This window comes from Kribbella pratensis, from assembly GCF_004365355.1.
Taxonomy (GTDB): Bacteria; Actinomycetota; Actinomycetes; order Propionibacteriales; family Kribbellaceae; genus Kribbella.
In genome coordinates this window covers 2,988,101-3,006,769 of record NZ_SODP01000001.1, presented here as the reverse complement: position 1 = coordinate 3,006,769, position 18,669 = coordinate 2,988,101, and the positions used below count along the sequence as shown (strand labels likewise).

Annotated in this window: 23 protein-coding genes; 16 read left to right on the top strand and 7 right to left on the bottom strand. The window is 68.1% G+C overall.

Annotation, left to right across the window (positions count from 1 at the left end; all coding sequences use genetic code 11):
- Positions 1-11 precede the first annotated feature (11 nt).
- The 5 genes from EV653_RS14215 (at position 12) to EV653_RS14195 (ending at position 3,120) form a co-directional block, all read left to right on the top strand.
- A complete protein-coding gene (locus tag EV653_RS14215) occupies positions 12-926 on the top strand; it encodes a proline iminopeptidase-family hydrolase (RefSeq protein ID WP_134102716.1) in 915 nt (304 codons plus the stop codon).
- Positions 927-935: 9 nt separating this feature from the next.
- The gene (locus EV653_RS14210) at positions 936-1,364 is read left to right on the top strand and encodes a helix-turn-helix domain-containing protein (RefSeq protein WP_134102713.1); all 429 of its coding nucleotides are present in this window, start codon (positions 936-938) and stop codon (positions 1,362-1,364) included.
- A 30-nt stretch (positions 1,365-1,394) separates the two neighbouring features.
- Positions 1,395-1,823, top strand: coding sequence for a VOC family protein (locus tag EV653_RS14205; protein ID WP_134102710.1), 429 nt, complete (start codon positions 1,395-1,397; stop codon positions 1,821-1,823).
- Between the two features lie 68 nt (positions 1,824-1,891).
- Positions 1,892-2,770, top strand: a complete 879-nt coding sequence (locus EV653_RS14200; RefSeq protein ID WP_134102707.1) for a hypothetical protein — start codon at positions 1,892-1,894, stop codon at positions 2,768-2,770.
- Positions 2,767-3,120, top strand: a complete 354-nt coding sequence (locus EV653_RS14195) for a GntR family transcriptional regulator (RefSeq protein ID WP_130449679.1) — start codon at positions 2,767-2,769, stop codon at positions 3,118-3,120. The genes EV653_RS14200 and EV653_RS14195 overlap by 4 nt, the downstream gene beginning before the upstream one ends.
- A 5-nt stretch (positions 3,121-3,125) precedes the next feature.
- On the opposite strand, the gene EV653_RS14190 is transcribed toward EV653_RS14195, so the two are convergent.
- The 3 genes from EV653_RS14190 to EV653_RS14180 are packed head-to-tail and all read right to left on the bottom strand — an operon-like array spanning position 3,126 to position 5,383.
- Positions 3,126-4,280 carry a PrsW family intramembrane metalloprotease gene (locus EV653_RS14190; RefSeq protein ID WP_134102704.1) on the bottom strand — a complete coding sequence of 385 codons (1,155 nt, stop codon included), beginning with the start codon at positions 4,278-4,280 and terminating at the stop codon, positions 3,126-3,128.
- A complete protein-coding gene (locus EV653_RS14185; protein WP_202871595.1) occupies positions 4,277-4,894 on the bottom strand; it encodes a hypothetical protein in 618 nt (205 codons plus the stop codon). The genes EV653_RS14190 and EV653_RS14185 overlap by 4 nt, the downstream gene beginning before the upstream one ends.
- 42 nt (positions 4,895-4,936) lie before the next feature.
- A complete protein-coding gene (locus EV653_RS14180) occupies positions 4,937-5,383 on the bottom strand; it encodes a class I SAM-dependent methyltransferase (RefSeq protein WP_134102698.1) in 447 nt (148 codons plus the stop codon).
- Positions 5,384-5,599: 216 nt separating this feature from the next.
- On the opposite strand from EV653_RS14180, the gene EV653_RS14175 reads away from it, so the two are divergent.
- Entirely contained in the window at positions 5,600-6,100 is a 501-nt protein-coding gene (locus tag EV653_RS14175; RefSeq protein ID WP_134102695.1) for a hypothetical protein, read from the top strand.
- Positions 6,101-6,105: 5 nt separating this feature from the next.
- On the opposite strand, the gene EV653_RS14170 is transcribed toward EV653_RS14175, so the two are convergent.
- Genes EV653_RS14170 through EV653_RS14160 form a run of 3 tightly spaced genes read right to left on the bottom strand, consistent with a single transcriptional unit; the run spans position 6,106 to position 7,418 of the window.
- Positions 6,106-6,684 (bottom strand): dihydrofolate reductase family protein, encoded by a 579-nt coding sequence (locus tag EV653_RS14170; protein WP_134102694.1) that lies wholly within the window; start codon positions 6,682-6,684, stop codon positions 6,106-6,108.
- Between the two features lie 38 nt (positions 6,685-6,722).
- Positions 6,723-7,115 (bottom strand): prolyl oligopeptidase family serine peptidase, encoded by a 393-nt coding sequence (locus EV653_RS14165; protein WP_370357960.1) that lies wholly within the window; start codon positions 7,113-7,115, stop codon positions 6,723-6,725.
- A gap of 21 nt (positions 7,116-7,136) precedes the next feature.
- Entirely contained in the window at positions 7,137-7,418 is a 282-nt protein-coding gene (locus EV653_RS14160) for an alpha/beta hydrolase (protein ID WP_166679387.1), read from the bottom strand.
- 380 nt (positions 7,419-7,798) lie between these two features.
- Here EV653_RS14160 and EV653_RS14155 point away from each other — a divergent pair, with 380 nt between their 5' ends.
- A complete protein-coding gene (locus tag EV653_RS14155) occupies positions 7,799-9,835 on the top strand; it encodes a GxGYxYP domain-containing protein (RefSeq protein WP_134102688.1) in 2,037 nt (678 codons plus the stop codon).
- Positions 9,836-9,886: 51 nt separating this feature from the next.
- On the opposite strand, the gene EV653_RS14150 is transcribed toward EV653_RS14155, so the two are convergent.
- Complete coding sequence (locus EV653_RS14150) at positions 9,887-10,489, bottom strand: AMIN-like domain-containing (lipo)protein (protein WP_134102686.1); 603 nt, start codon at positions 10,487-10,489, stop codon at positions 9,887-9,889.
- Positions 10,490-10,595: 106 nt separating this feature from the next.
- Here EV653_RS14150 and EV653_RS14145 point away from each other — a divergent pair, with 106 nt between their 5' ends.
- From EV653_RS14145 to EV653_RS14105, 9 genes are all read left to right on the top strand, one after another.
- Positions 10,596-11,387: a GNAT family N-acetyltransferase gene (locus EV653_RS14145; RefSeq protein ID WP_134102684.1), complete on the top strand. Its 792-nt coding sequence runs from the start codon at positions 10,596-10,598 to the stop codon at positions 11,385-11,387.
- A gap of 67 nt (positions 11,388-11,454) precedes the next feature.
- Complete coding sequence (locus EV653_RS14140; RefSeq protein WP_134102682.1) at positions 11,455-14,157, top strand: preprotein translocase subunit SecA; 2,703 nt, start codon at positions 11,455-11,457, stop codon at positions 14,155-14,157.
- 70 nt (positions 14,158-14,227) lie between these two features.
- Positions 14,228-14,863 carry a VC0807 family protein gene (locus tag EV653_RS14135; RefSeq protein WP_134102679.1) on the top strand — a complete coding sequence of 212 codons (636 nt, stop codon included), beginning with the start codon at positions 14,228-14,230 and terminating at the stop codon, positions 14,861-14,863.
- A 398-nt stretch (positions 14,864-15,261) separates the two neighbouring features.
- Positions 15,262-16,686: a replication-associated recombination protein A gene (locus EV653_RS14130; protein ID WP_202871594.1), complete on the top strand. Its 1,425-nt coding sequence runs from the start codon at positions 15,262-15,264 to the stop codon at positions 16,684-16,686.
- Complete coding sequence (locus EV653_RS14125; RefSeq protein WP_134102676.1) at positions 16,683-16,991, top strand: nuclear transport factor 2 family protein; 309 nt, start codon at positions 16,683-16,685, stop codon at positions 16,989-16,991. Before EV653_RS14130 ends, EV653_RS14125 begins: the two co-directional genes overlap by 4 nt.
- Before the next feature lie 362 nt (positions 16,992-17,353).
- A complete protein-coding gene (locus EV653_RS41670; RefSeq protein WP_238159728.1) occupies positions 17,354-17,728 on the top strand; it encodes a hypothetical protein in 375 nt (124 codons plus the stop codon).
- A complete protein-coding gene (locus tag EV653_RS42080; protein ID WP_134102672.1) occupies positions 17,712-17,837 on the top strand; it encodes an excalibur calcium-binding domain-containing protein in 126 nt (41 codons plus the stop codon). Before EV653_RS41670 ends, EV653_RS42080 begins: the two co-directional genes overlap by 17 nt.
- Positions 17,838-18,020: 183 nt before the next feature.
- A complete protein-coding gene (locus EV653_RS14110) occupies positions 18,021-18,431 on the top strand; it encodes a DUF948 domain-containing protein (protein ID WP_134102670.1) in 411 nt (136 codons plus the stop codon).
- Positions 18,428-18,664: a DUF6167 family protein gene (locus EV653_RS14105; RefSeq protein ID WP_134102667.1), complete on the top strand. Its 237-nt coding sequence runs from the start codon at positions 18,428-18,430 to the stop codon at positions 18,662-18,664. Before EV653_RS14110 ends, EV653_RS14105 begins: the two co-directional genes overlap by 4 nt.
- Positions 18,665-18,669: the final 5 nt, after the last annotated feature.

Genomic DNA, 18,669 nt, shown 5'->3' with positions numbered 1-18,669 from the left:
AGGACACTGTGATGAGCAGCGCCGAGACGTACGAGATTCTGCCGCCGACACGTGAAGGCCGGGTGCCGTTGTCCGGCGGCGAGACCTGGTACCGGATCACTGGGGACCTGGGCAGTGGAGTCACGCCGTTGGTGATCGCCCACGGTGGGCCGGGCGCGACGCATCAGTACCTGCTGTCGTTGACTGCGCTCGCGGCAGGCAGGCCCGTGATTCACTACGACCAGTTGGGATGTGGGAACTCGACTCATCTGCCGGACGCGGATCCGTCGTACTGGACTGTCGAGCTGTTCCTGGACGAGCTGGACAACCTGCTGGAGCACCTGGGGATTGCGGACGACTACCACCTGCTGGGGCAGTCGTGGGGCGGGATGTTGTCGGCGGAGCACGCCGTGCGGCGTCCAGCGGGGTTGAGACGACTGGTGATCTCCAACTCGCCGGCGTCGATGCCGCTGTGGCTCGAAGCGGCGGCGTTGTTGCGTGCGGGGTTGCCGGCCGAGGTGGAGAAGACGCTGCGCGAACACGAGGAGGCGGAGACGACGAACTCTGCGGAGTACGCGGGCGCGATGAAGGTGTTCTACGACCGGCACGTCTGCCGCGTAGTGCCCAATCCGCCGGAGGTCGCGGCGGCGTTCGCGTCCATCGAGGAGGATCCGACCGTCTATCACACGATGAACGGGCCGAGTGAGTTCCACGTCGTCGGGAGCCTGATGGACTGGACGATCGTCGACCGGTTGCCGCGGATCGCCGTACCGACGCTGGTTGTCTCCGGTGCGTACGACGAGGCGCAGCCCGTGTGCGTGTCGCCGTACGCGGAGCTGATCCCGGATGCGCGCTGGCAGGTGTTCGCGGAGTCTAGTCACCTGCCGAACGTCGAGGAGCCGGAACGGTACGCCGCGGTCGTGGAGTCGTTCCTCCGCGGGGGCTAGGCTCGAACGGTGACGATCGTCGTACCGATGGAGTTGCTGCCGCATCTGCGACGGGCCCGGGATGTTGCCGACCGCAACTACGCGGAGCCGCTCGACCTCGTCGCGCTGGCGACCGCGGCGGGCGTCTCGAAGTACCACTTCCTGCGCTGCTTCGCGGCGGCGTACGGCGAGACGCCGATGCAGTACGTGACCCGGCGGCGGATCGAGCGGGCGACCGATCTGCTGCGGGCGACGAACCTGACGGTGACCGAGGTGTGCGGGCTGGTCGGGTACAGCAGTCTCGGCTCGTTCTCGCAGCGGTTCACCGAGTTGGTGGGGATGACCCCGACGACGTACCAGCGGACCCAGACCGGGGCGCGGATCCCGGGATGCTTCGTGTTCATGCTCGGATTGAACTCCGCAATTCCGGAGAAGCCGGCGGGGGAGTCCGGGGCTTAGCGTCGTAGTCACGACCTTGGAGGAGGAACTGTGATCACGAACGTGAGCCTGGTGACGGTCTACGTCAACGACATCGACGAGGCGAAGGCGTTCTACACCGAGAAGCTCGGATTCGAGCTCGGTGAGGACATCACGCTCAGCGAGGACTTCCGCTGGTGCACTGTGCATCAGGCCGACCATCCCGAGCTCGAACTTGCGCTGATGCTGCCCGGGCCGCCGATGGACGAGGAGTCCGCTGGGTGGATCCGGCGGATCATGGCCAAGGGCTCGATGCATGGCGTGGGGCTGGCCACGGACGACTGCCGGAAGACCTTTGCCGAGTTGACGGCGCGCGGCGTCGAGTACATCCAGGAGCCCGCGGATCGGCCGTACGGCGTGGAGGCGGTCCTGCGGGACAACTCGGGCAACTGGCTCGTGCTGGTGGAGCAGAAGGCGTACACGGCATCCGACTTCGCGTGACCCTCGGTTGACCTAGGCTCTTTGTATCAATACATTTGGTACAAAGATCTCGAGGGAGCGTGGTTTCGGTGGAGGTGCTGTGGGTGGTCGGGCTGATGGTGGTGTCGTCGGGGATCCTGTGGACGCAGCGCCGGAGGGCGGCACAGCGGGAGGTCGATCGGCGCATCGAGCGCGGCGGGCTGCCGGGGGAGCGTGATCTCGTCGAGGCGGCGCTCGAGTGGTACCGGCGCCGTCAGGAGATCCTGATCCTCGGCGTACTGGCCGGCGTGCTGATTGCCGGTGCCGCCGTCGTACTCGTGCATCTCGGGATGGATCTCGGCTTCGTGCCCGGCGCCGTGCTGGACATCCGGCTGGTCAGTTGGCTGCTGGCGGCGACGGCTGCGTTCGGTGGGTTCGCGACGCTGATCAACGGCTATCGGACCGTTCGGGCCTCGCGCGCCGACGGACCGCGGCTTGCGGCGCTGCGGCCGCGGAGGTTGAGCGACTACCTGAGCCCGATCGAGATCGCGATCTACCAGGGGTGCGTCGTCGTGCCGTTGGTCGGCGCCGCCCTCGGTCTGGTGGTGCTTGGTACGAACGACCACCCGGCGCGGGGCTGGATCCTGATCGCCAGCGGTCTGGCCGGTGTGGTGGTGTGCGCGATCGGGCTGCTCCTGACGCGTACGGTGTTGCGTGTGAACCAATCGTCCGGACGCGAGGCCGAGCTGCGGTGGCAGGAGGCGCTGCGGGCGACGACGCTGCGGGACATCGGGTCGGCGGTGCTGACCGTCGCGTGGCTGCTCGGTGCGGCGATGCCGACGTCGTTCGATTGGCCGTCCGACGTACCGGGGTATGTGGAGCCGCTCGCTACGGCGCTGTTCCTGGTGTCGGTGGGGTTGTGGTGTACGGCGCTCATGGTCGCTGCCAGCCGCCGCGGGCTGCAGCGGGTGCAGCGAGTTGCCGGATGATCATCTCGGTCGACCCGGCGGCAGCGAAACCGCCGTACGAACAGGTGAAGGACCAGATCTCCGGGCTGATCCGGACCGGCGAACTGGCGCAGGGGACCCGGTTGCCTACTGTTCGGCAGTTGGCGGGGGACCTCGGGCTTGCGGTCAACACTGTCGCTCGTGCCTACAAGGAGCTGGAGGCGGAGCGATTAGTGGAGACGCGAGGGCGGAACGGGACGTTCGTCCTCGCGTCGCGCAGTCGGGTGGATGACGAAGAGACTCGCGCTGCAGCGACCGTCTTCGCGCGGGCTGCTCGGCGGGCGAACTTGTCCCTTCCGGAAGCCACCGAACTGCTGCACCGAGCGTGGTGACCCTTCTAGCGCTTGTTGTGGAGGCGGAGCAGCTCCGCGCGGGTGTGGACGACGCCGGGCGACTCCGCACCGTTGGCGCGGGCGATCTCCTGGGCCAGGTCGCTGGCGGCCTCTAGACGGTGATTGGCTTTGCGCCGGCTGTGGAGGTGTTTGCGGTACTTCTTGCGGTCCTTGTGTAAACCGCTGACGGCGTCGAGGAGGGGTGGATCGACGGCGCCGGTCGCCAGTTCCGGGGTGAGGAGTTCCCGGATCCAGGTGCGTTCGTGTTGTGCGGCGTGGCGGAGTACGGAGAAGAGGGCGGTCAGTTCCACCGCTGCGATCAGGAACGGGAGGATGCCGGCCCACACGCCGCCGTTGCTGACGACGCCCATGTCGTCCCAGGCGAAGTGGAAGAACATCGCCATCAGCATCGTCAGGACGCCCCGTACTACGTTGCGCTCGCCGCGGGTGCGGCCCAGCACCCACATCAGGCCGGCGCAGAAGATCGCGCTGAACAGGGCGTGCGAGACGATTCCGGCGGCGCCGCGGACGATGAAGACGCGGAGGGACGACCCGAGCTGGTCGACGCCGTACTGCTGGGTGGCGCCGTTGTACACGTACAGGATGTCCTCGAAGACCTGGAAGCCCAGGCCGATGAACGCGCCGATGATGAAGCCGTCGTACGCGCTGCGGACAAGTCGTGGCGCCAGGCCGATGAGCAGGATGAGGCCGATTGCCTTGGCGAATTCCTCGTTGATCGGGGCGGTCAGGCCGGCGCCCCAGGCCTGCGCGAACGACGTACCGCCGATCTTGGCCCAGATCGCCAGCAGAGCCGCGTTGGCGGGCAGTGCGATCCAGAACGTCGCGGCGACGCCACCCCAGACGAAGCCGGTCGCGAGTAGTCCGGCGGGCTGGGCCGTGAAGCGGTTGTGGTGGCGCAGGAGGAGCAGCCAGGGGACGAGGTAGAGCCCGAACAGTACGACGCCTCCAGCGAGGGCCGGTGTGTAGAACTGAGCTCCGGGGCCGAAGACTCGCAGCATGGTGATCGCACCGGCGCCGACGCCGAGCACGTAGACCCAGAACGCGACGTTGTGTGGCTGCAGGAACCGGTACGGCTGGCCCCAGCCTGACTCTTCGATCGCGTCGAGCTGCGCGGCCTTCTCCTGCGGTACGGCGGTCATCGCGCCGCTCCCGGGGTGATGCTGCGCAACATCGCGCCGACCTGGTCCTCGTAGTGCTCAAACTGCCCGGACGCCGTACGGACCCGGACCAGAAGCGCCGGCGCACTGTCGGCGGCATCGCCCGTCCCCATCTTGAACGCCACGTCGACGCCGTCGCCGCTCGGTCCGCTCCCGCTCTCGACCACGCCGACCAGCCCGGAGTCGGTGGTCAGTGTGCCGCGTGCTGCCGTCACGCCTGGCGGGCTGCCTTGCGATCGGTGCACTTGGTCGAGGAACGCAGCCGCGCTGCCGTCGAACGTCGTACCGATCAACTCGATCGTCGCGCCGCCCTGCGCGAGCAATACCTCCAGGCTCGTCGCGCTCGCTCCCGCGCCGCCGACGAGCGTCCCCTGCTCCAGCTGCCACCCGACCGGCGGCACCGCTGTCGCCCCATTGCCGAGGTCGAGCACCTGACCGGCGCGGATCTCGTTGTGCCACGGAATCGCCGCGTTCAGCCCCTGCCACCCGTAGATCAGCAACAGCGCGATCGCGAGCGCCGAGAACCCCGCCTTGAACGTCCGCCGATCCAGCCCGAACCACCGCTGCTCAACCGGCACCCATTCCCGCGTACTCACGACCAGCCCCTCTCGTGGGTTGCAATCACTGTAGAGGGCGGCTCAGGTTCCGTGACTCCTGACGCAGATGACATCGCCGCCTTCTTGGGAGACCACTCGGAGGCCGGCGGTTTCCAGCTCGACTCGTAGGGCGGCGGCCTGTAGGTGGCGCCGGTGGGGGAGGTACCAGGTGCCGTCGAGCTGGATCGCGTCTTCTGCCGGGCCTGCAGCCTGGTAGCAGATGCCGCTGGTGGCGTCATACCGGAAGTCGTTGTCGTAGACGCGGTCCGGCTCATATATCGCGGTGGAGAGGACGTAGTACCCGGTGCTCTTGATGCGATCGCGTACGGCGCCGAGCAGCTTGGCGCGATCGGTGTCGGTCACGATGGACTGAAGGCAGTAGCTGTCCAGAACCACGTCGTACTGCTTGCCACCGGCCCCCATTGCACAGACGTCCTGCACGCTGAAGCTGACGTCGACACCACGCTGCCGAGCGAATCGCCGAGCCATCGCGATCGCCTTACGTCGTACTCGTCGGTCTCCCCGAAGAGGTCGCTCCACTGCGTCAGGCCCTGCTGCTCGAGCCGCTGATACGCCGCCTGATGCTCGGCGTAGTAGTACCTCACGCGAACCTCCCCCGTCGTCGAGCGCTTACTATGTCTCGCTGTCGTCCGCCCCGACCACCCAATTCCGGCGACGACAGAGAGACTGACGGGAGGATGGCCGATGGACGAGGCGGAGAAAACGCACCGTGCGGACGCCGAGGCCGAAGCCGAGCGCATCCAGCAGGAGGTCGAGGAGGCCACGGCCGACCCGGCCGCCCAGGAGGAGTGGATCCGGCAGTCCAACCTCATCTACGGCGGACTGGCCGCGGCCGGACTCGTCGTGGTGCAGCCGTTCCTGACCTCGTCCCCGCTCGACCTGTCGGCGAAGATCTGCGTGATCGCCTTCGCTGTCTCGATCCCGCTACTCGCCGCACTCCTCGTGCTGAACCGCCAGGAGGCATTCCGCCACCGGGTGACCAGCTCCCGCCTCGTCGCGGTAGCCAAGGCGATCGCACAAGGCTCCGCCTTCGCCGGCATCGCAGCCGCCTTCTGGCACATCTCCCTGATCGCCGGCATCGTCTTCGTAGCCGTCGCGATCTTCGCCGTCGGCGTCCATTCCTCGGGCTACATGCAACTCGAGTACGACGGCAAGTTCCGCTCGAGATTCCGCCGCCGTACCTGATGCCGTCAGGCGTGCAGTGTCGGGCGGTAGGTGAGTTCCTGGGTGTGATCGTCAAACGTTCGGGTTTCGAGTAGCTCGAGGTCGAAGTCGGAGTAGCCGTGGAAGATCGGTGTTGTTCCGGTCTGACCGCAGATGACGGGGAAGAGAGTCACCTGGACGCGGTCGACCAGGCCCGCATTCAGCAGCGCCCGGTTCAGGGACAGGCTGCCGTGTGAGCGCAGCGGTACGTCGGAATCCTGCTTGAGCCGGGCGACGATGTCGACTGCGTCGCCCGTGGCGATGGTCGCGTCGGGCCACTCAACCGGTTCGTGCAGGGTGCTCGACACGATCGTTGCCGGCAGGCTCCGCATCCGGGTGACCCATTCGTCGTACACCTCGGCATCCGTCGGGCTTGTCGCCAGGATCTCCGCGAACGTCCGGAAGGTGTCGGCCCCGAAGACCATCCGCGCCGGCTCGCCGTACACGGCGGCGCGGTGCTTGAGCAGCTCGGGGCCTTGCTTGCCCCAGTACCCGCCCCAGTCGCCGGAGTGGGAGCCGAAGCCGTCGAGGGTGGAGAAGATGTCGAAGGTGTAGGTCGCGGTCATGAGGTTCTCCTCGGTCGTTTACCCCTGCGACGAACACCTCACGGCCGATCCGACATCAGTTGACGCTGGAAGAATCGGGCGGCTTCGTCTGCGACGTCGTACCAGACCTGCCCGTCGTAGGGCGCGTCCGGATCGTCGAGGAGGTTGTGGTGTCCGCCTGCGATGGGGACCAGCCGACTGTCCGCGCCCACCGCACGCAACGCGCCATGCAGCAGTTCGGCATGCTCGTAAGGGACTGTCTCGTCCGCGGTCCCATGGATGATCAGGTACGGCGGGGCGCCGGCCTTCACGTGGGCCACCGGGCCGGCTGCGCGCAACCGGCTCACGTCGCCCCCGACCAACGCGGTAACCGGGGACGGCCGATCAATCCGCATCTCACCACCCGTCCGCGTGAGATCACTGGGCCCGCTGATCGTGACCACCGCCTGCAGCTGAGTTGCTGCGCTCTTTGTTCACGGGTCAACCGCGTTGGGCCGATCCAGATGGTTGGTGGGTGCACAGAGTCCCTCGGGGTTCACGCCGGCCATAGCGGCGAGGTGACCACCGGCGGACTGTCCCCAGATCCCGATGCGCTCGGGATCGACCGGCAGCCCGAGCGGATTGCGCCGCAGCCATCTCACAGCAGCCTGTACGTCGTGCAGCTGCGCCGGGACCGCCTGCCCGGTGTGCCGCACTGAGATCCCAACCGCCAGAAACCCCGCCCGCGCCATCGCCGGATTCACGAACTGCGACATCGCCGCCCGCCGATCCCCGGGGCCCCCACCCCGGACACCCATCGACCCGCACAACAACAGGGAGTGGATCCGAGGTCATCGTCCAGAGCACATCCAAACAGAGCTCAACCCCGCCATGCCTCGCATACGGAACGTCCAGAAGGCAGGTCAGCTCCGAAGCCATATCCATCACTCGAACCTCCCGACGGAACCGTCGCACCGCCCGGCAACCAAGATCCAGAGCGGCAGGGGAGAGCCGTCTCCAGCGGCGGCAGCCCGGCCTGGCGGAAACGATTCCAGATTCTTGGGGCAACGTTGTAACGAGCTATGTACACACCGTCTCGGCGTTGCTACTGTCCGGCCTGAATTGACATCGATGTCAACCTCAGGGAGTGGTCACGATGGTTTCGAGACGAGCGTTCCTGGCGGGCAGCGGTGCGGTCACAGTGGGGGGTCTCGGACTCGTTCCGGGGCTCGCAACCTCAGCGCAGGCTGCTGCCCTCGATGGATCGGCCACAGCATCGACGTCCGGCAGCCCCGCCCGGCTGCTGCCGGTGTTCAACCGCCCGAAACACCTGGATTACGGCGACGTCAGCAAACTTAGCGGGGGAGATCAGACCCTGCTGACAACGTTGCAAGGCATCGTCAACCGTACCGAGCCGGAGTTGTACTTCATCTACGACACCGGGACGCAGAGCGTGCCGGACGCCAAATGGCTGACCGACCTGCGTCTGCCGACCAAGCTGTACAAGAACCCGCTGGACCTGATCGCGAAGTACCGCAACCGTGTCCGCGGCGCGATCGTCTACGACCCCGCCGTACCCGACTCGATCAACGTCGCCACGACGCTGGCCGGCCTGGAGAACGCGGTCGTCGCCGACGCGGACCAGGCGAAGGCGTACGGCCTGAAGATCGTGAAGGACCTCCGCGGCGTGTTCGACGACGACGTGGTGAAGACCTACCGGTGGCAGCTCGACAACCTGTTCCCGCGGGTCACCAAGCAACTGCTGGCCGGTCTGCCGCCGACCCGGGTGGTCGACGTGGAAGGCGTGGTCTGGCAGGAGATCGCTCGCGAGACCCAGCAGATCCGCGACTCGTCGAACCGCGGCACCTACAACCTCGACGTCTCGGCCAAGCTCGGCAAGGAGGCCGTGTATGTCAAGTTCGCGGACTCGTTCACCGACGACGGCTGGGGTGCGTCGGTGCGCCACGTGGTGGTGACGGCGAACGGCGCCGAGTTCGCCCGCTTCGAGCCGAACACCCCGGAGGAGGCGCCGTACCTGTTCGACGGATCGCACTCGTCGATCGGTGGCGAGGCCAACCGGTTCGCCGACGGCGGCAACTACTGGATCTACCGCTTCGAACCACCCGCGGGTACGACGTCCCTCGTCGTCACGGTGGAGATGTGGAACCAGTACCTCGTCAGCGCCACGGACACCTCGCCGACCCGCGTCGAGCCGTTCCCGTACTTCCGCGACTACGTGGTTGCCACCAAGGCCCTGGTGAGCTGGCTACCACCCGGCGGCGCGACCGGTGACCTGCTCATCGAGCACTACGCCAAGTGGCCCACCCTCGCGCCGTACATGGGCTGGTTCGCGAACGACGTCTCCGGCGAATGGGACGGTGTGGACCTGGCCAGCAAGGGCGGTTCGCCGGTCGTCGCGGCCGACTTCTACATGAACGGCACGGTGCACGCCGGCACCGCCGCACCCATCTCCAGCACGCCCCGGCCGGTACGGCGGGTCAACAAGGCGAAGAACAAGGTCTATCTGACCCTGACGTTCGGTGAAGGCGACAACATCCAGTACTGCCAGCGCCGGCTGCGCGACATCTGGGACGACCCGAAGCGCGGCGAAGTACCGACCAACTGGACGATCAGCCCGCTGCTCGCCGAGGCCGGTCCGAACATCTACAGCCACTACCAGCGCACCGCGACCGCCAACGACTACCTGGTCTGCGGCCCGTCCGGCGGCGGGTACACCTATCCGGCATCGTGGAACCCCGGCGAGCTCACGAAGTACCTCAAGATGACCGGCGACTTCATGCGCCGTACCGCCCTGGAGGTCGTCTACGCGTACAGCGGCCGGCAGGACGGCACCTGGGTCCAATTGTCGGAGGAGATCGCCAAGGGGTACGCCGATTACACGCCGACCAAGGGGATCATGCAGACCTGGGACGGCGACACGTTGACGGTGCGCCACGGCGGCATCCCGATCACCGGCGGCTGGGGCGCACCCGGTAAAGCGGTCGAGTTCAAGGCCGCGCTGGACCAGCGGATCGCGAACTGGGACGGTGCGAGCCCGCTGTTCATCTCGGGCCTCATCGGCGCCTGGTCCTGGACGCCGTCGGACATGGCAGAACTCGGACCGCTACTGACCGATCCGTACGAGCTGCTCCTCGGTAACTCTTTCTACGACCTGCTCAACCGAACCCTGTAGCAGGCGGAAGCGGTCGCCCGGGGGGAGGAACCGGGCGACCGCGGGGCGGGCTTACCAGTGGTGCGCGACGTCGATCACCAAGCGCGTGTTCGATCCCGGCCCGGCCAGCGTGTAGACGCGGAACGGCAGCCGGGCGCGGACGCCGAGCCCGATCGTCGTCTGTCCCTCGAACGTGCCCGCGTAAGCCACCTGCCGGAACGTGCTGTAGCCGGCCACGTTGGTCAGCTCCCTGGCATTCTTCGGCGAGTACGTCGCGGCACCGGTCGAGCTGTACGCCGGAGCGCGGACCACGACCTGCAGTTTCGCCCCGCCGCGGAGCGGGACGAGGTGTCCGGCGCCGTCGGTGTAGACGTTCTTCACGTAGCGGACGTCGTACCCCGGTGCGCGACCGCGGATGTCGACGACGATCCGGTCGTAGCAGGCATGCCGTCCGGTGCGGACGGCGGTCACCGGAGCCTGCGTCATCCGGCTGTTTGCCTCGGGCAACGATCCCCAGCCGCGCGGGCAGGACGCGATGGCGACGGCGGTGGTCGAGGTGTTTCGGGGGGCGGCAGCGGATCCGGTCAGTACCGGTGCGGCGAACGCGGCCGCGGGGACTGCCATCACCGCTAGTGCGGCGATGATCGTCTTGGGTGTGATGTGGTGGATGTTCATGATGTGTTCCCCCCTTGTGAGGACACTTACTTGGACGACACCAGTCGCCAACTGGTTTGCTTTTTATCCTGGTGATTTCAGGTAGCCGTTCGGGCACGATGTGCAGATGACGCCTGACGAGCTGCTCGACGTGTTCCATCGCCGCATCCGGCTACCGGATGCGGACGCGATTCCCGGCTGGAAGCAAGAGCACGAGGGGCTGGTGCATCGCTCGTACGTCGAGGGCCCCGAGGGAGCCGGTTTCGTCGAGACGCCGCGCGGGCTCGGGGATGACCCGGACGCCGTGATCGAGCAGGAGCTGGCGTTCTTCCGGGAGCGCGGGCTGCCGTTCGAGTGGAAGACCTACGCGTACGACGAGCCGGCCGATCTCGGTGAACGGCTGGTCAAGGCGGGCTTCAGCAAGCAGGACCCGGAGACGCTGATCCTCGGTGAGGTGGACCGGATCCTCGAGCGGCCGTCGGCGCTGCCGTCGAAGGTGCGGTTGCGGGAGGCCGACGGAGCGGACGACTTCCACCGGATCGCCGTACTGACCGACACGCTGTGGGGTAACGGGCTGGCACGGATCGTGGAGCAGTTGCAGGACGAGGCGCGGATGTTCCCGGACCGGTTGTCTGTCTTCCTGGTCGAGGACGTGCTGAAACAGGGCCCGGCCGTGTCGGCGGCGTGGATCCGGTTCCACCCCGGCACCGGGTTCGCCAGCCTCTGGGGCGGCGGAACGCTCCCGGAGTGGCGCCGCCAGGGGATCTACAGCGCACTGCTTGTCCATCGCGCCCGGCTCGCGAAAGACCGCGGATACGAGTTCCTCCGCGTCGACGCCTCCGAGGACTCCCGCCCGATCCTCCAGAAGCTCGGTCTCCACGCCGTTACAACCACGACACCGTACGAGTGGACACCCTGACTCACGGGACGGCCCGCCGTCCCCTGACGAGCGGAACGACACGCCGACGCTGTACGTTGCCTGCATCATGGCCCTGAAAATCGCTTCTCGCTTCCGCCGGCTGCTGCAGCGCCCCGGCTCGATCGATCTCGGCCCGTACGAACGGCTCACCCAGCTGGTCGGCGAGGCGGAGGAATCGGTCCAGTCCCTGACCGACGAAGAGCTCACCGAGGCGGCCACGGAGCTGCGGACCACCGGTGGCCTGCACGAGGACGAGCAGATCGAGTTCCTCGCGCTGGCCCGGGAGGCAGGCAAGCGGGCCCTCGGCGAGCGGGCGTTCGACGGCCAGGTCGTCGGTGCGCTGGCGATGCTGCAGGGCCGGGTCGTCGAGATGGGGACCGGTGAGGGCAAGACGCTGGCCGGTGCGATCGCCGCCGCCGGGTACGCGATCGGCGGCCGCCGGGTGCACGTGCTGGCCGTGAACGACTACCTGGCCAAGCGCGACGCCGAGTGGATGGGCCCGGTGTACGAGCTGCTCGGTGTGACCGTGTCGCACGTCGGCCAGGCGTCCACGCCGGAGGAGCGCCGCGAGGCGTACCAGGCCGAGGTCTGCTACGTCCCGGTCAACGAGATCGGCTTCGACGTACTGCGGGATCGTCTCGTCACCAAGGTCGACGACCGGGTCGCCGTCGAGGCCGACGTGGCGCTCGTCGACGAGGCCGACTCGGTGCTGATCGACGAGGCCCGCGTGCCGATGGTCCTCGCCGGTGCGACCCGGTCCGAGGCGCTGGACGACGACGTGGTCCAGCTCGTCCGGACTCTGCGCGCGGGCGTGGACTACGAGATCGACGGCGACGGCCGGACCGTCGCACTGACCGACCGGGGCACCGACAAGGTCGAGAAGGCCCTCGGCGCGAGGGCCGAGGAAGCTGCGGCCGAGGAGGCGGCGGCCGAGGAGGCGGCGGCCGAGGAGGCGGCGGCCGAGGAGGCGGCGACTGACTCGACGACTGACGAGGCGGAGACGGTCGATGCCGCGGGCGAGGCGGAGGCCGGGGAAACCGAGGGCTCGGGGGCGGACGCCTCGGGGGCCGACCAGTCCGAGACAGACGACGCGGAGGTCGAGGAGCCGGCGCCGAGGGAGTTCAACCTCTACGCGGACGAGAACCTGGACCGGCTGACCCAGATCAACGTCGCGCTGCATGCCGAGGTGCTGCTGCGCCGCGACGTCGACTACCTGGTTCGCGACGGCAAGGTCAGCCTGATCAACAACAACCGCGGCCGGGTCGCGAAGCTGCAGCGCTGGCCCGACGGTCTGCAGGCTGCGGTCGAGGCCAAGGAGGCCGTGCCGGTCAGCGACTCCGGTGAGGTGCTGGACAGCATCACGGTGCAGGCGCTGGTCAAGCGGTACAAGACGCTGTGCGGCATGACCGGTACGGCGGTGGTCGTCGGAGAGTCGCTGCAGGAGTTCTACGACGTCGACGTGGCGGTTGTACCGCCGAACAAGCCGAACATCCGCAAGGACGACCCCGACCGGTTGTACCTGACGGTCGAGCAGAAGAACGAGGCGCTGGTCAAGCACATCGGCGTCGTGCACGAGTCCGGCCGGCCGATCCTGATCGGCACGCACAGCGTCGAGGAGTCCGAGCAGCTCAGCGACAAGCTCGAGGCGGCCGGGATCGAGCACGTCGTACTGAACGCGAAGAACGACGCCGAAGAGGCCGCGATCATCGCCGAGGCCGGTGTGCCCGGGACCGTGACGGTGTCGACGCAGATGGCCGGCCGCGGTACGGACATCCGGCTGGGCGGTAAGGACGAGTCGCACGACAAGGAGAAGGCCATCGAGCTCGGTGGCCTGTACGTGATCGGCACCGGCCTGCACGCGTCGCGACGGCTCGACGACCAGTTGCGTGGTCGTGCCGGCCGTCAGGGCGACCCGGGCGAGACGCTGTTCTTCGCGTCGCTCGGGGACGAGCTGGTGACGCGGTACTCCGTTTCGTCGGGCCTGCGCCCGCACCCGGACGAGACCGGGCGGCTGACCGACCGCAAGTCGATCGGCATGCTCGAGCACGCGCAGCGGGTCGCCGACGGTGCGAACGCCGAGCTGCACCGGACCACCTGGCAGTACAACCGCCTTACCGGCCAGCAGCGTGCGATCCTGCTCGAGACCCGCGAGAAGGTGCTGACCGAGGACCTGGCCGCGACCGAGCTCGCCGAGCGGGCCAAGGAGCGGTACGACGAACTGGTCGACGAGGTCGGCGAGGACGTGGTGAAGGCCGCCGCGCGACGGATCGCACTGGGCCATCTGGACCGGCGGTGGACCGACCACCTGGCGTACCTCGCGGACCTGCGCGAAGGCATCCACCTGCGGTCGCTGGCCGGCGGCATCGTGCACCTGAAGCCGATCGACGAGTTCAACAAGTCGGCGATCGCGTCGTTCGACACGCTGATCGAGGACGCCTGGAAGGACGCGGCCGAGACGTTCGCTACGGCGGAGATCACGTCCGAAGGCCTCGACGAGGAGGCCAGCGGGATCCCGCGGCCGACCGCGACCTGGACGTACCTGGTCAACGACAACCCGTTCGGCACCGAGGCGGACCGCATCCTCGGCCGGCTCCGCAACGCGATCAAGCCTGAATCGGCGGCCGAGCCCGACGAGATCCTCGACGAGGAGTTCGACCAGGACGACCTCCCGGAGGAACTCCGCGACGCCGACGACGACGAGGACCTGCCCGAGGAACTGCGCGACGCCGACGACGAGGACGACGAAGAGAAGTCGGACAAGAAGGACTAAGACTTTGGTTTAGGCGCGCACAGCCGTCGGCTCGATGTGGTCCGGCGGCCGGGCGGGCGACGCTGTCGGCATGCCCACCACGCGTAAAGGCCGATGGCTCCTCGTCGTCGACATCGCCGTCCCGCTCGCTCTGTACTACGGCCTCAAGGCGCTCGGTGCCGGTGACCTGATCGCACTGCTCGCCGGTGTGATCCCAGGTCTGATCAGTTCCGCGGTCTCGCTGGTGCGCGAGCGGCGTACGGACCTGGTCGGGATGGCCGTCGTCGTCAGCATGGTGGCGAGCACGGTCGTCGCAGTACTGGGTGGAGATGCGCGCCTGCTGCTCGTCCGGAACGCCTGGATCAGCCTGCCGTTCGCCGGCATTACCTTGTGGTCGCTGCGGCACCCGAAGCCATTGACCTACATCGTCACCCAGGCGATGTTTGCCCGGCGGGCGGCACTGATGGACGAGCTGTGGGAGACGAACGCGCGGTTCCGGGACGCCTGGAAGTGGATCACCGTGTGCTGGGGGATCGCGTCGATCGTCGACGCGATCGTGCGCGTCGTGCTCTCGTACACACTGCCGATCTCCGTAGTGCCGGCGCTCGACCCGGTGATCACGATCGCCACCATCGTCGTCCTGCAGGTGCCGACCATCGTGCTGTTGCGGCGGAGCGGCACTTACCACCTTGTGTTCGCCCCCGGTCGTCCTACCGCCGTGGGATGACGGACGGACACCTTCCGGCAGACGCCGTACGCGAGCTGGTCCCCTCCGCCCCCCACCACCCCATCCCGCATACCACCCGGCGGGGCCTTGAACACCTTCCCGGGGCCTAACACCTGTTATTGCCTGTCCCAGCCCACCAGGAGGTGTTCAAGCCCCCGACAGCTCGCGGGGGTGCGGGGGCGGGGACGGCAGGGGCCGGCGTAGGCGGGGGAGTGTCGGCGGGGGAGGCGGCGTCGCGGGGGAGCGTCGGTGGGGAGGCGGCGTCGCGGGGGTGTGTCTGGTGGGGGAGGCGGCGTCGCGGGGGTGTGTCTGGTGGGGGAGGCGGCGTCGCGGGGGTGTGTCTGGTGGGGGAGGCGGCGTCGCGGGGGAGTGTCGGTGGGGGTGGATAGGGTTGTGGGGTGAGTGAAGGGTTGTTCGATCTTCCGGGTGCTCCTGCGCCGGCCCGCGGTGGCGGGAGCTTGGCGGATGCGGATCACACGGCGGCTCCGTTGGCGGTGCGGATGCGGCCGCGGAGTCTGGACGAGTTGGTGGGGCAGCAGCACCTGCTTGCACCGGGCTCGCCGCTGCGACGGCTGGTGGAGGGTGACCAGCCGATGTCGCTGTTGCTGTGGGGCCCTCCGGGGACGGGCAAGACCACGATCGCGGCCGTGGTGTCGCACCAGACCAATCGGAAGTTCGTGGAGCTGTCCGCGGTCACGGCCGGTGTGAAGGACGTGCGGCAGGTGATCGACGGCGCCCGCCGCGACCTCTCCCGCGCGAGCGGTGCGGTGGAGACCGTGCTGTTCATCGACGAGGTGCACCGGTTCACGAAGGCACAGCAGGACGCGCTGCTGCCCGGCGTGGAGAATCGCTGGGTGACGCTGGTCGCGGCCACCACGGAGAACCCGTTCTTCTCGGTGATCTCGCCGCTGCTGTCGCGCAGTCTGCTGCTCACGCTGGAGTCCCTGACCGACGACGACATCTCGCTGCTCCTCGATCGGGCGCTTTCCGACGAGCGGGGACTGAACGGCGAGTTCGAGCTGGCTCAGGACGCGCGGGACCACCTGCTCCGGATGGCCGGAGGGGATGCCCGCCGCGCACTCACGTACCTGGAAGCCGCGGCCGGCGGAGCTCGCGCCAAGCACGACCAGGCCGTCAAATACGAGCAAGCCACCGACGGTACGCCGGATGAGCTGCCGGGGCGGGCGGTCATCGACCTGGTGACGCTGGAGACGGCGGTCGACCGGGCCGCGGTGCGGTACGACCGGGCCGGCGACCAGCATTACGACGTCGCGTCGGCGTTGATCAAGTCGATCCGGGGTTCGGATGTCGACGCCTCCATGCACTACCTGGCCCGGATGATCGAGGCGGGGGAGGACCCTCGCTTCATCGCCCGACGACTGGTGATCTCCGCGAGCGAGGACATCGGCATGGGCGACCCGACCGCGCTCGGCGTCGCGGTCGCCGCGGCCGAGGCGGTGCAGCTGATCGGTATGCCGGAGGCGCGGATCAACCTCGCGCAGGCCGTCGTCGCGCTGGCGCTGGCGCCGAAGTCCAACGCGGTGATCGTGGCCGTCGACGCCGCGATCGCGGACGTGAAGGCGGGCAAGGTCGGTCCGGTCCCGCCGCATCTGCGCGACGCGCACTACGCAGGCGCCAAGAAGATCGGCCACGGCTCGTCGTACGAGTATTCCCACAACGATCCGCGCGGCGTCGTGCCGCAGCAGTACGCCCCGGACGTGATCGACGGCACCGACTACTACAAGCCGACCCGGCGAGGCGGCGAGGCGGCGTACGCCGATCGGGTGGCGGCGATCCGCAAGATCCTGAGGGATCGGAAGTGAGCCGGGTCGCCGACCACGTCGACGCGTTCAACCGGGCGGTCACGACCGGCGACTGGGACGCCTTCGCCGAGCGATTCGCCGAGAACGCGGTCATGAGTTTCGTACACGTTCCGGTCGGTCCGTTCGAAGGTCGGACGGCGATCGCGGCGGCGTACCGGGAAAATCCGCCGTCCGAGACGATGACGCTGCTCGACGACGGTGACGAACTGGCGCGTTTCCGCTGGTCGGGCGGTGGGACCGGTTCGATGGAGCTGCGATGGACACCCGGTGGGGCCGTTCAGGCACTCACGGTGAGCTTCGACTGAAGCGTTCGAATAGGTAGGCTCCCTCACGGCCTGGGGGCGAAAGGTAAGCACGTGAGGCAGTTCCACATAGGTCGACATGTACGGAAGTTCGGAGCGCGGCACAGCCGCCGGCGCGCACCGGTCCTGAAGCTCGGCGTTCTCGCGACGGTCGTGGTCGCGCTGGCCGGAGCATGGTTGCTCGACCCGTTCGGCTCGAGCGGCACGGCCGGTTCGCAGTCGCCCCAGTCCGCCGGCGTCGCCAGTGCTCCGGCAGAGCGGTCGCAGGGTACGTCGCGCTCGAGCACGAGACCGTCTCTTCCCGTGGGGAAGCCAATGCAGCCGGTGTCCCCCTGGGCCCCGACGGCGACTCCCAGCACGCCCTCATGGGCCGCTCCTCCACAGACGCCGAGCAGCCCGGGCAGTACGACGTCGAGCCCCGGCGGTACGACGTCGAGCCCCGGCGGCCCCACCCCAGGCGGTACGACGTCTGCCCCCACCACAACCACGCCGACAACGACCACCCCGACGACGACCACAGGGACGACCGGCACTCCGACGACCACTCCGACGGCGACCACTCCGACAACCGGCACGCCGACAACCGCGACCCCCATGCCGCCGACAGGCACACCGACCACAACCACGCCGACCACAACCACGCCGAGCCCCGGCACCCCGACACCGACGCCCGGCGCGACGACAAGCACCCCGTCGACGACGCCCAGCAGCACCCCGACGGTCGTGTACAAGGACTGTGACGAGGTCCGGGCGGCCGGCAAGGCCCCGCTGTACCGCGGTGACCCCGGCTACACACCGGCGCTCGACCGCAACGGCGACGGGATCGCCTGCGAGCACGGCAATTCCTGACCGCCCAAGTACATCGACGTAGCTCCTCGTGCCGGTTTGGTGGGCGACTGTGATGTGAGGGATGGTGTCCTGGAGCAGAGTGCGCTATGGCCGCGCGATAGGGTCGGGCGTCCATAAGGGCACACAGTCATAAGGGCATGACAGCTCACAACGGGCTCGCTACGGGAAGGTGGATCGTTTTCCATGAGCGTCGGTGAAGTCGCGGGGCTGATAGCGGCCTGCGCGCTGCTCATCCTGGTAGGCCTGCTGGCTTATCCGATCCTGAAGCTCGGCAAGGTGTTCGACGAGACCCGGATCATGGTCAAGGGCGTCTCCGATTCCAGCATCCCACTGCTCGGCGAGGTAACCACCACGGTGGCGACCACGAACGCCCAACTGGCCAAGGTCGACACGATCACCGACAACGCCACCACGGTGACCACCAACGCGGCGGCGCTGATGTCGCTGTTCTCGGCCACCGCCGGCGGCCCGCTGGTCAAGGCGGCCGCCTTCACGTACGGCGTACGCCGCGCGCTCGGCGAGCAGCAGCGCAAGGACGTGAGCCGCCGGGTCAAGGAAGAGATGAAGGCCGAGCGGAAGGCGCGGAAGCTGTGAAGCGGATCATCTGGCTGATCATCGGGATCGCCGTCGGTGTGTACGCCGTCACCCGGCTGAAGAAGCGTGCCAGGGTGCTCGCCCCCGAGGGGATGCAGGAGTCCGCGGCCAAGCTGGCCGCCGCGGTCCGGCACTTCGGCGACCAGGTCCGCGAGGGCATGGCCGAGCGGGAGACCGAACTGCGCGACGCGCTGGGTATCGAGACCACAAACGATCGTGAGGACTACCGGTAACACCC

Bases quoted from the DNA above. Each gene is read 5' to 3' on its own strand.
- EV653_RS14215 (WP_134102716.1), top strand. From the start codon at position 12: ATGAGCAGCGCCGAGACGTACGAGATTCTGCCGCCGACACGTGAAGGC.
- EV653_RS14195 (WP_130449679.1), top strand. From the start codon at position 2,767: ATGATCATCTCGGTCGACCCGGCGGCAGCGAAACCGCCGTACGAACAG.
- EV653_RS14190 (WP_134102704.1), bottom strand. From the start codon at position 4,280: ATGACCGCCGTACCGCAGGAGAAGGCCGCGCAGCTCGACGCGATCGAA.
- EV653_RS14180 (WP_134102698.1), bottom strand. From the start codon at position 5,383: ATGGCTCGGCGATTCGCTCGGCAGCGTGGTGTCGACGTCAGCTTCAGC.
- EV653_RS14175 (WP_134102695.1), top strand. From the start codon at position 5,600: ATGGACGAGGCGGAGAAAACGCACCGTGCGGACGCCGAGGCCGAAGCC.
- EV653_RS14170 (WP_134102694.1), bottom strand. From the start codon at position 6,684: ATGACCGCGACCTACACCTTCGACATCTTCTCCACCCTCGACGGCTTC.
- EV653_RS14160 (WP_166679387.1), bottom strand. From the start codon at position 7,418: ATGTCGCAGTTCGTGAATCCGGCGATGGCGCGGGCGGGGTTTCTGGCG.
- EV653_RS14155 (WP_134102688.1), top strand. From the start codon at position 7,799: ATGGTTTCGAGACGAGCGTTCCTGGCGGGCAGCGGTGCGGTCACAGTG.
- EV653_RS14150 (WP_134102686.1), bottom strand. From the start codon at position 10,489: ATGAACATCCACCACATCACACCCAAGACGATCATCGCCGCACTAGCG.
- EV653_RS14145 (WP_134102684.1), top strand. From the start codon at position 10,596: ATGACGCCTGACGAGCTGCTCGACGTGTTCCATCGCCGCATCCGGCTA.
- EV653_RS14140 (WP_134102682.1), top strand. From the start codon at position 11,455: ATGGCCCTGAAAATCGCTTCTCGCTTCCGCCGGCTGCTGCAGCGCCCC.
- EV653_RS14135 (WP_134102679.1), top strand. From the start codon at position 14,228: ATGCCCACCACGCGTAAAGGCCGATGGCTCCTCGTCGTCGACATCGCC.
- EV653_RS41670 (WP_238159728.1), top strand. From the start codon at position 17,354: ATGGGCCGCTCCTCCACAGACGCCGAGCAGCCCGGGCAGTACGACGTC.
- EV653_RS14110 (WP_134102670.1), top strand. From the start codon at position 18,021: ATGAGCGTCGGTGAAGTCGCGGGGCTGATAGCGGCCTGCGCGCTGCTC.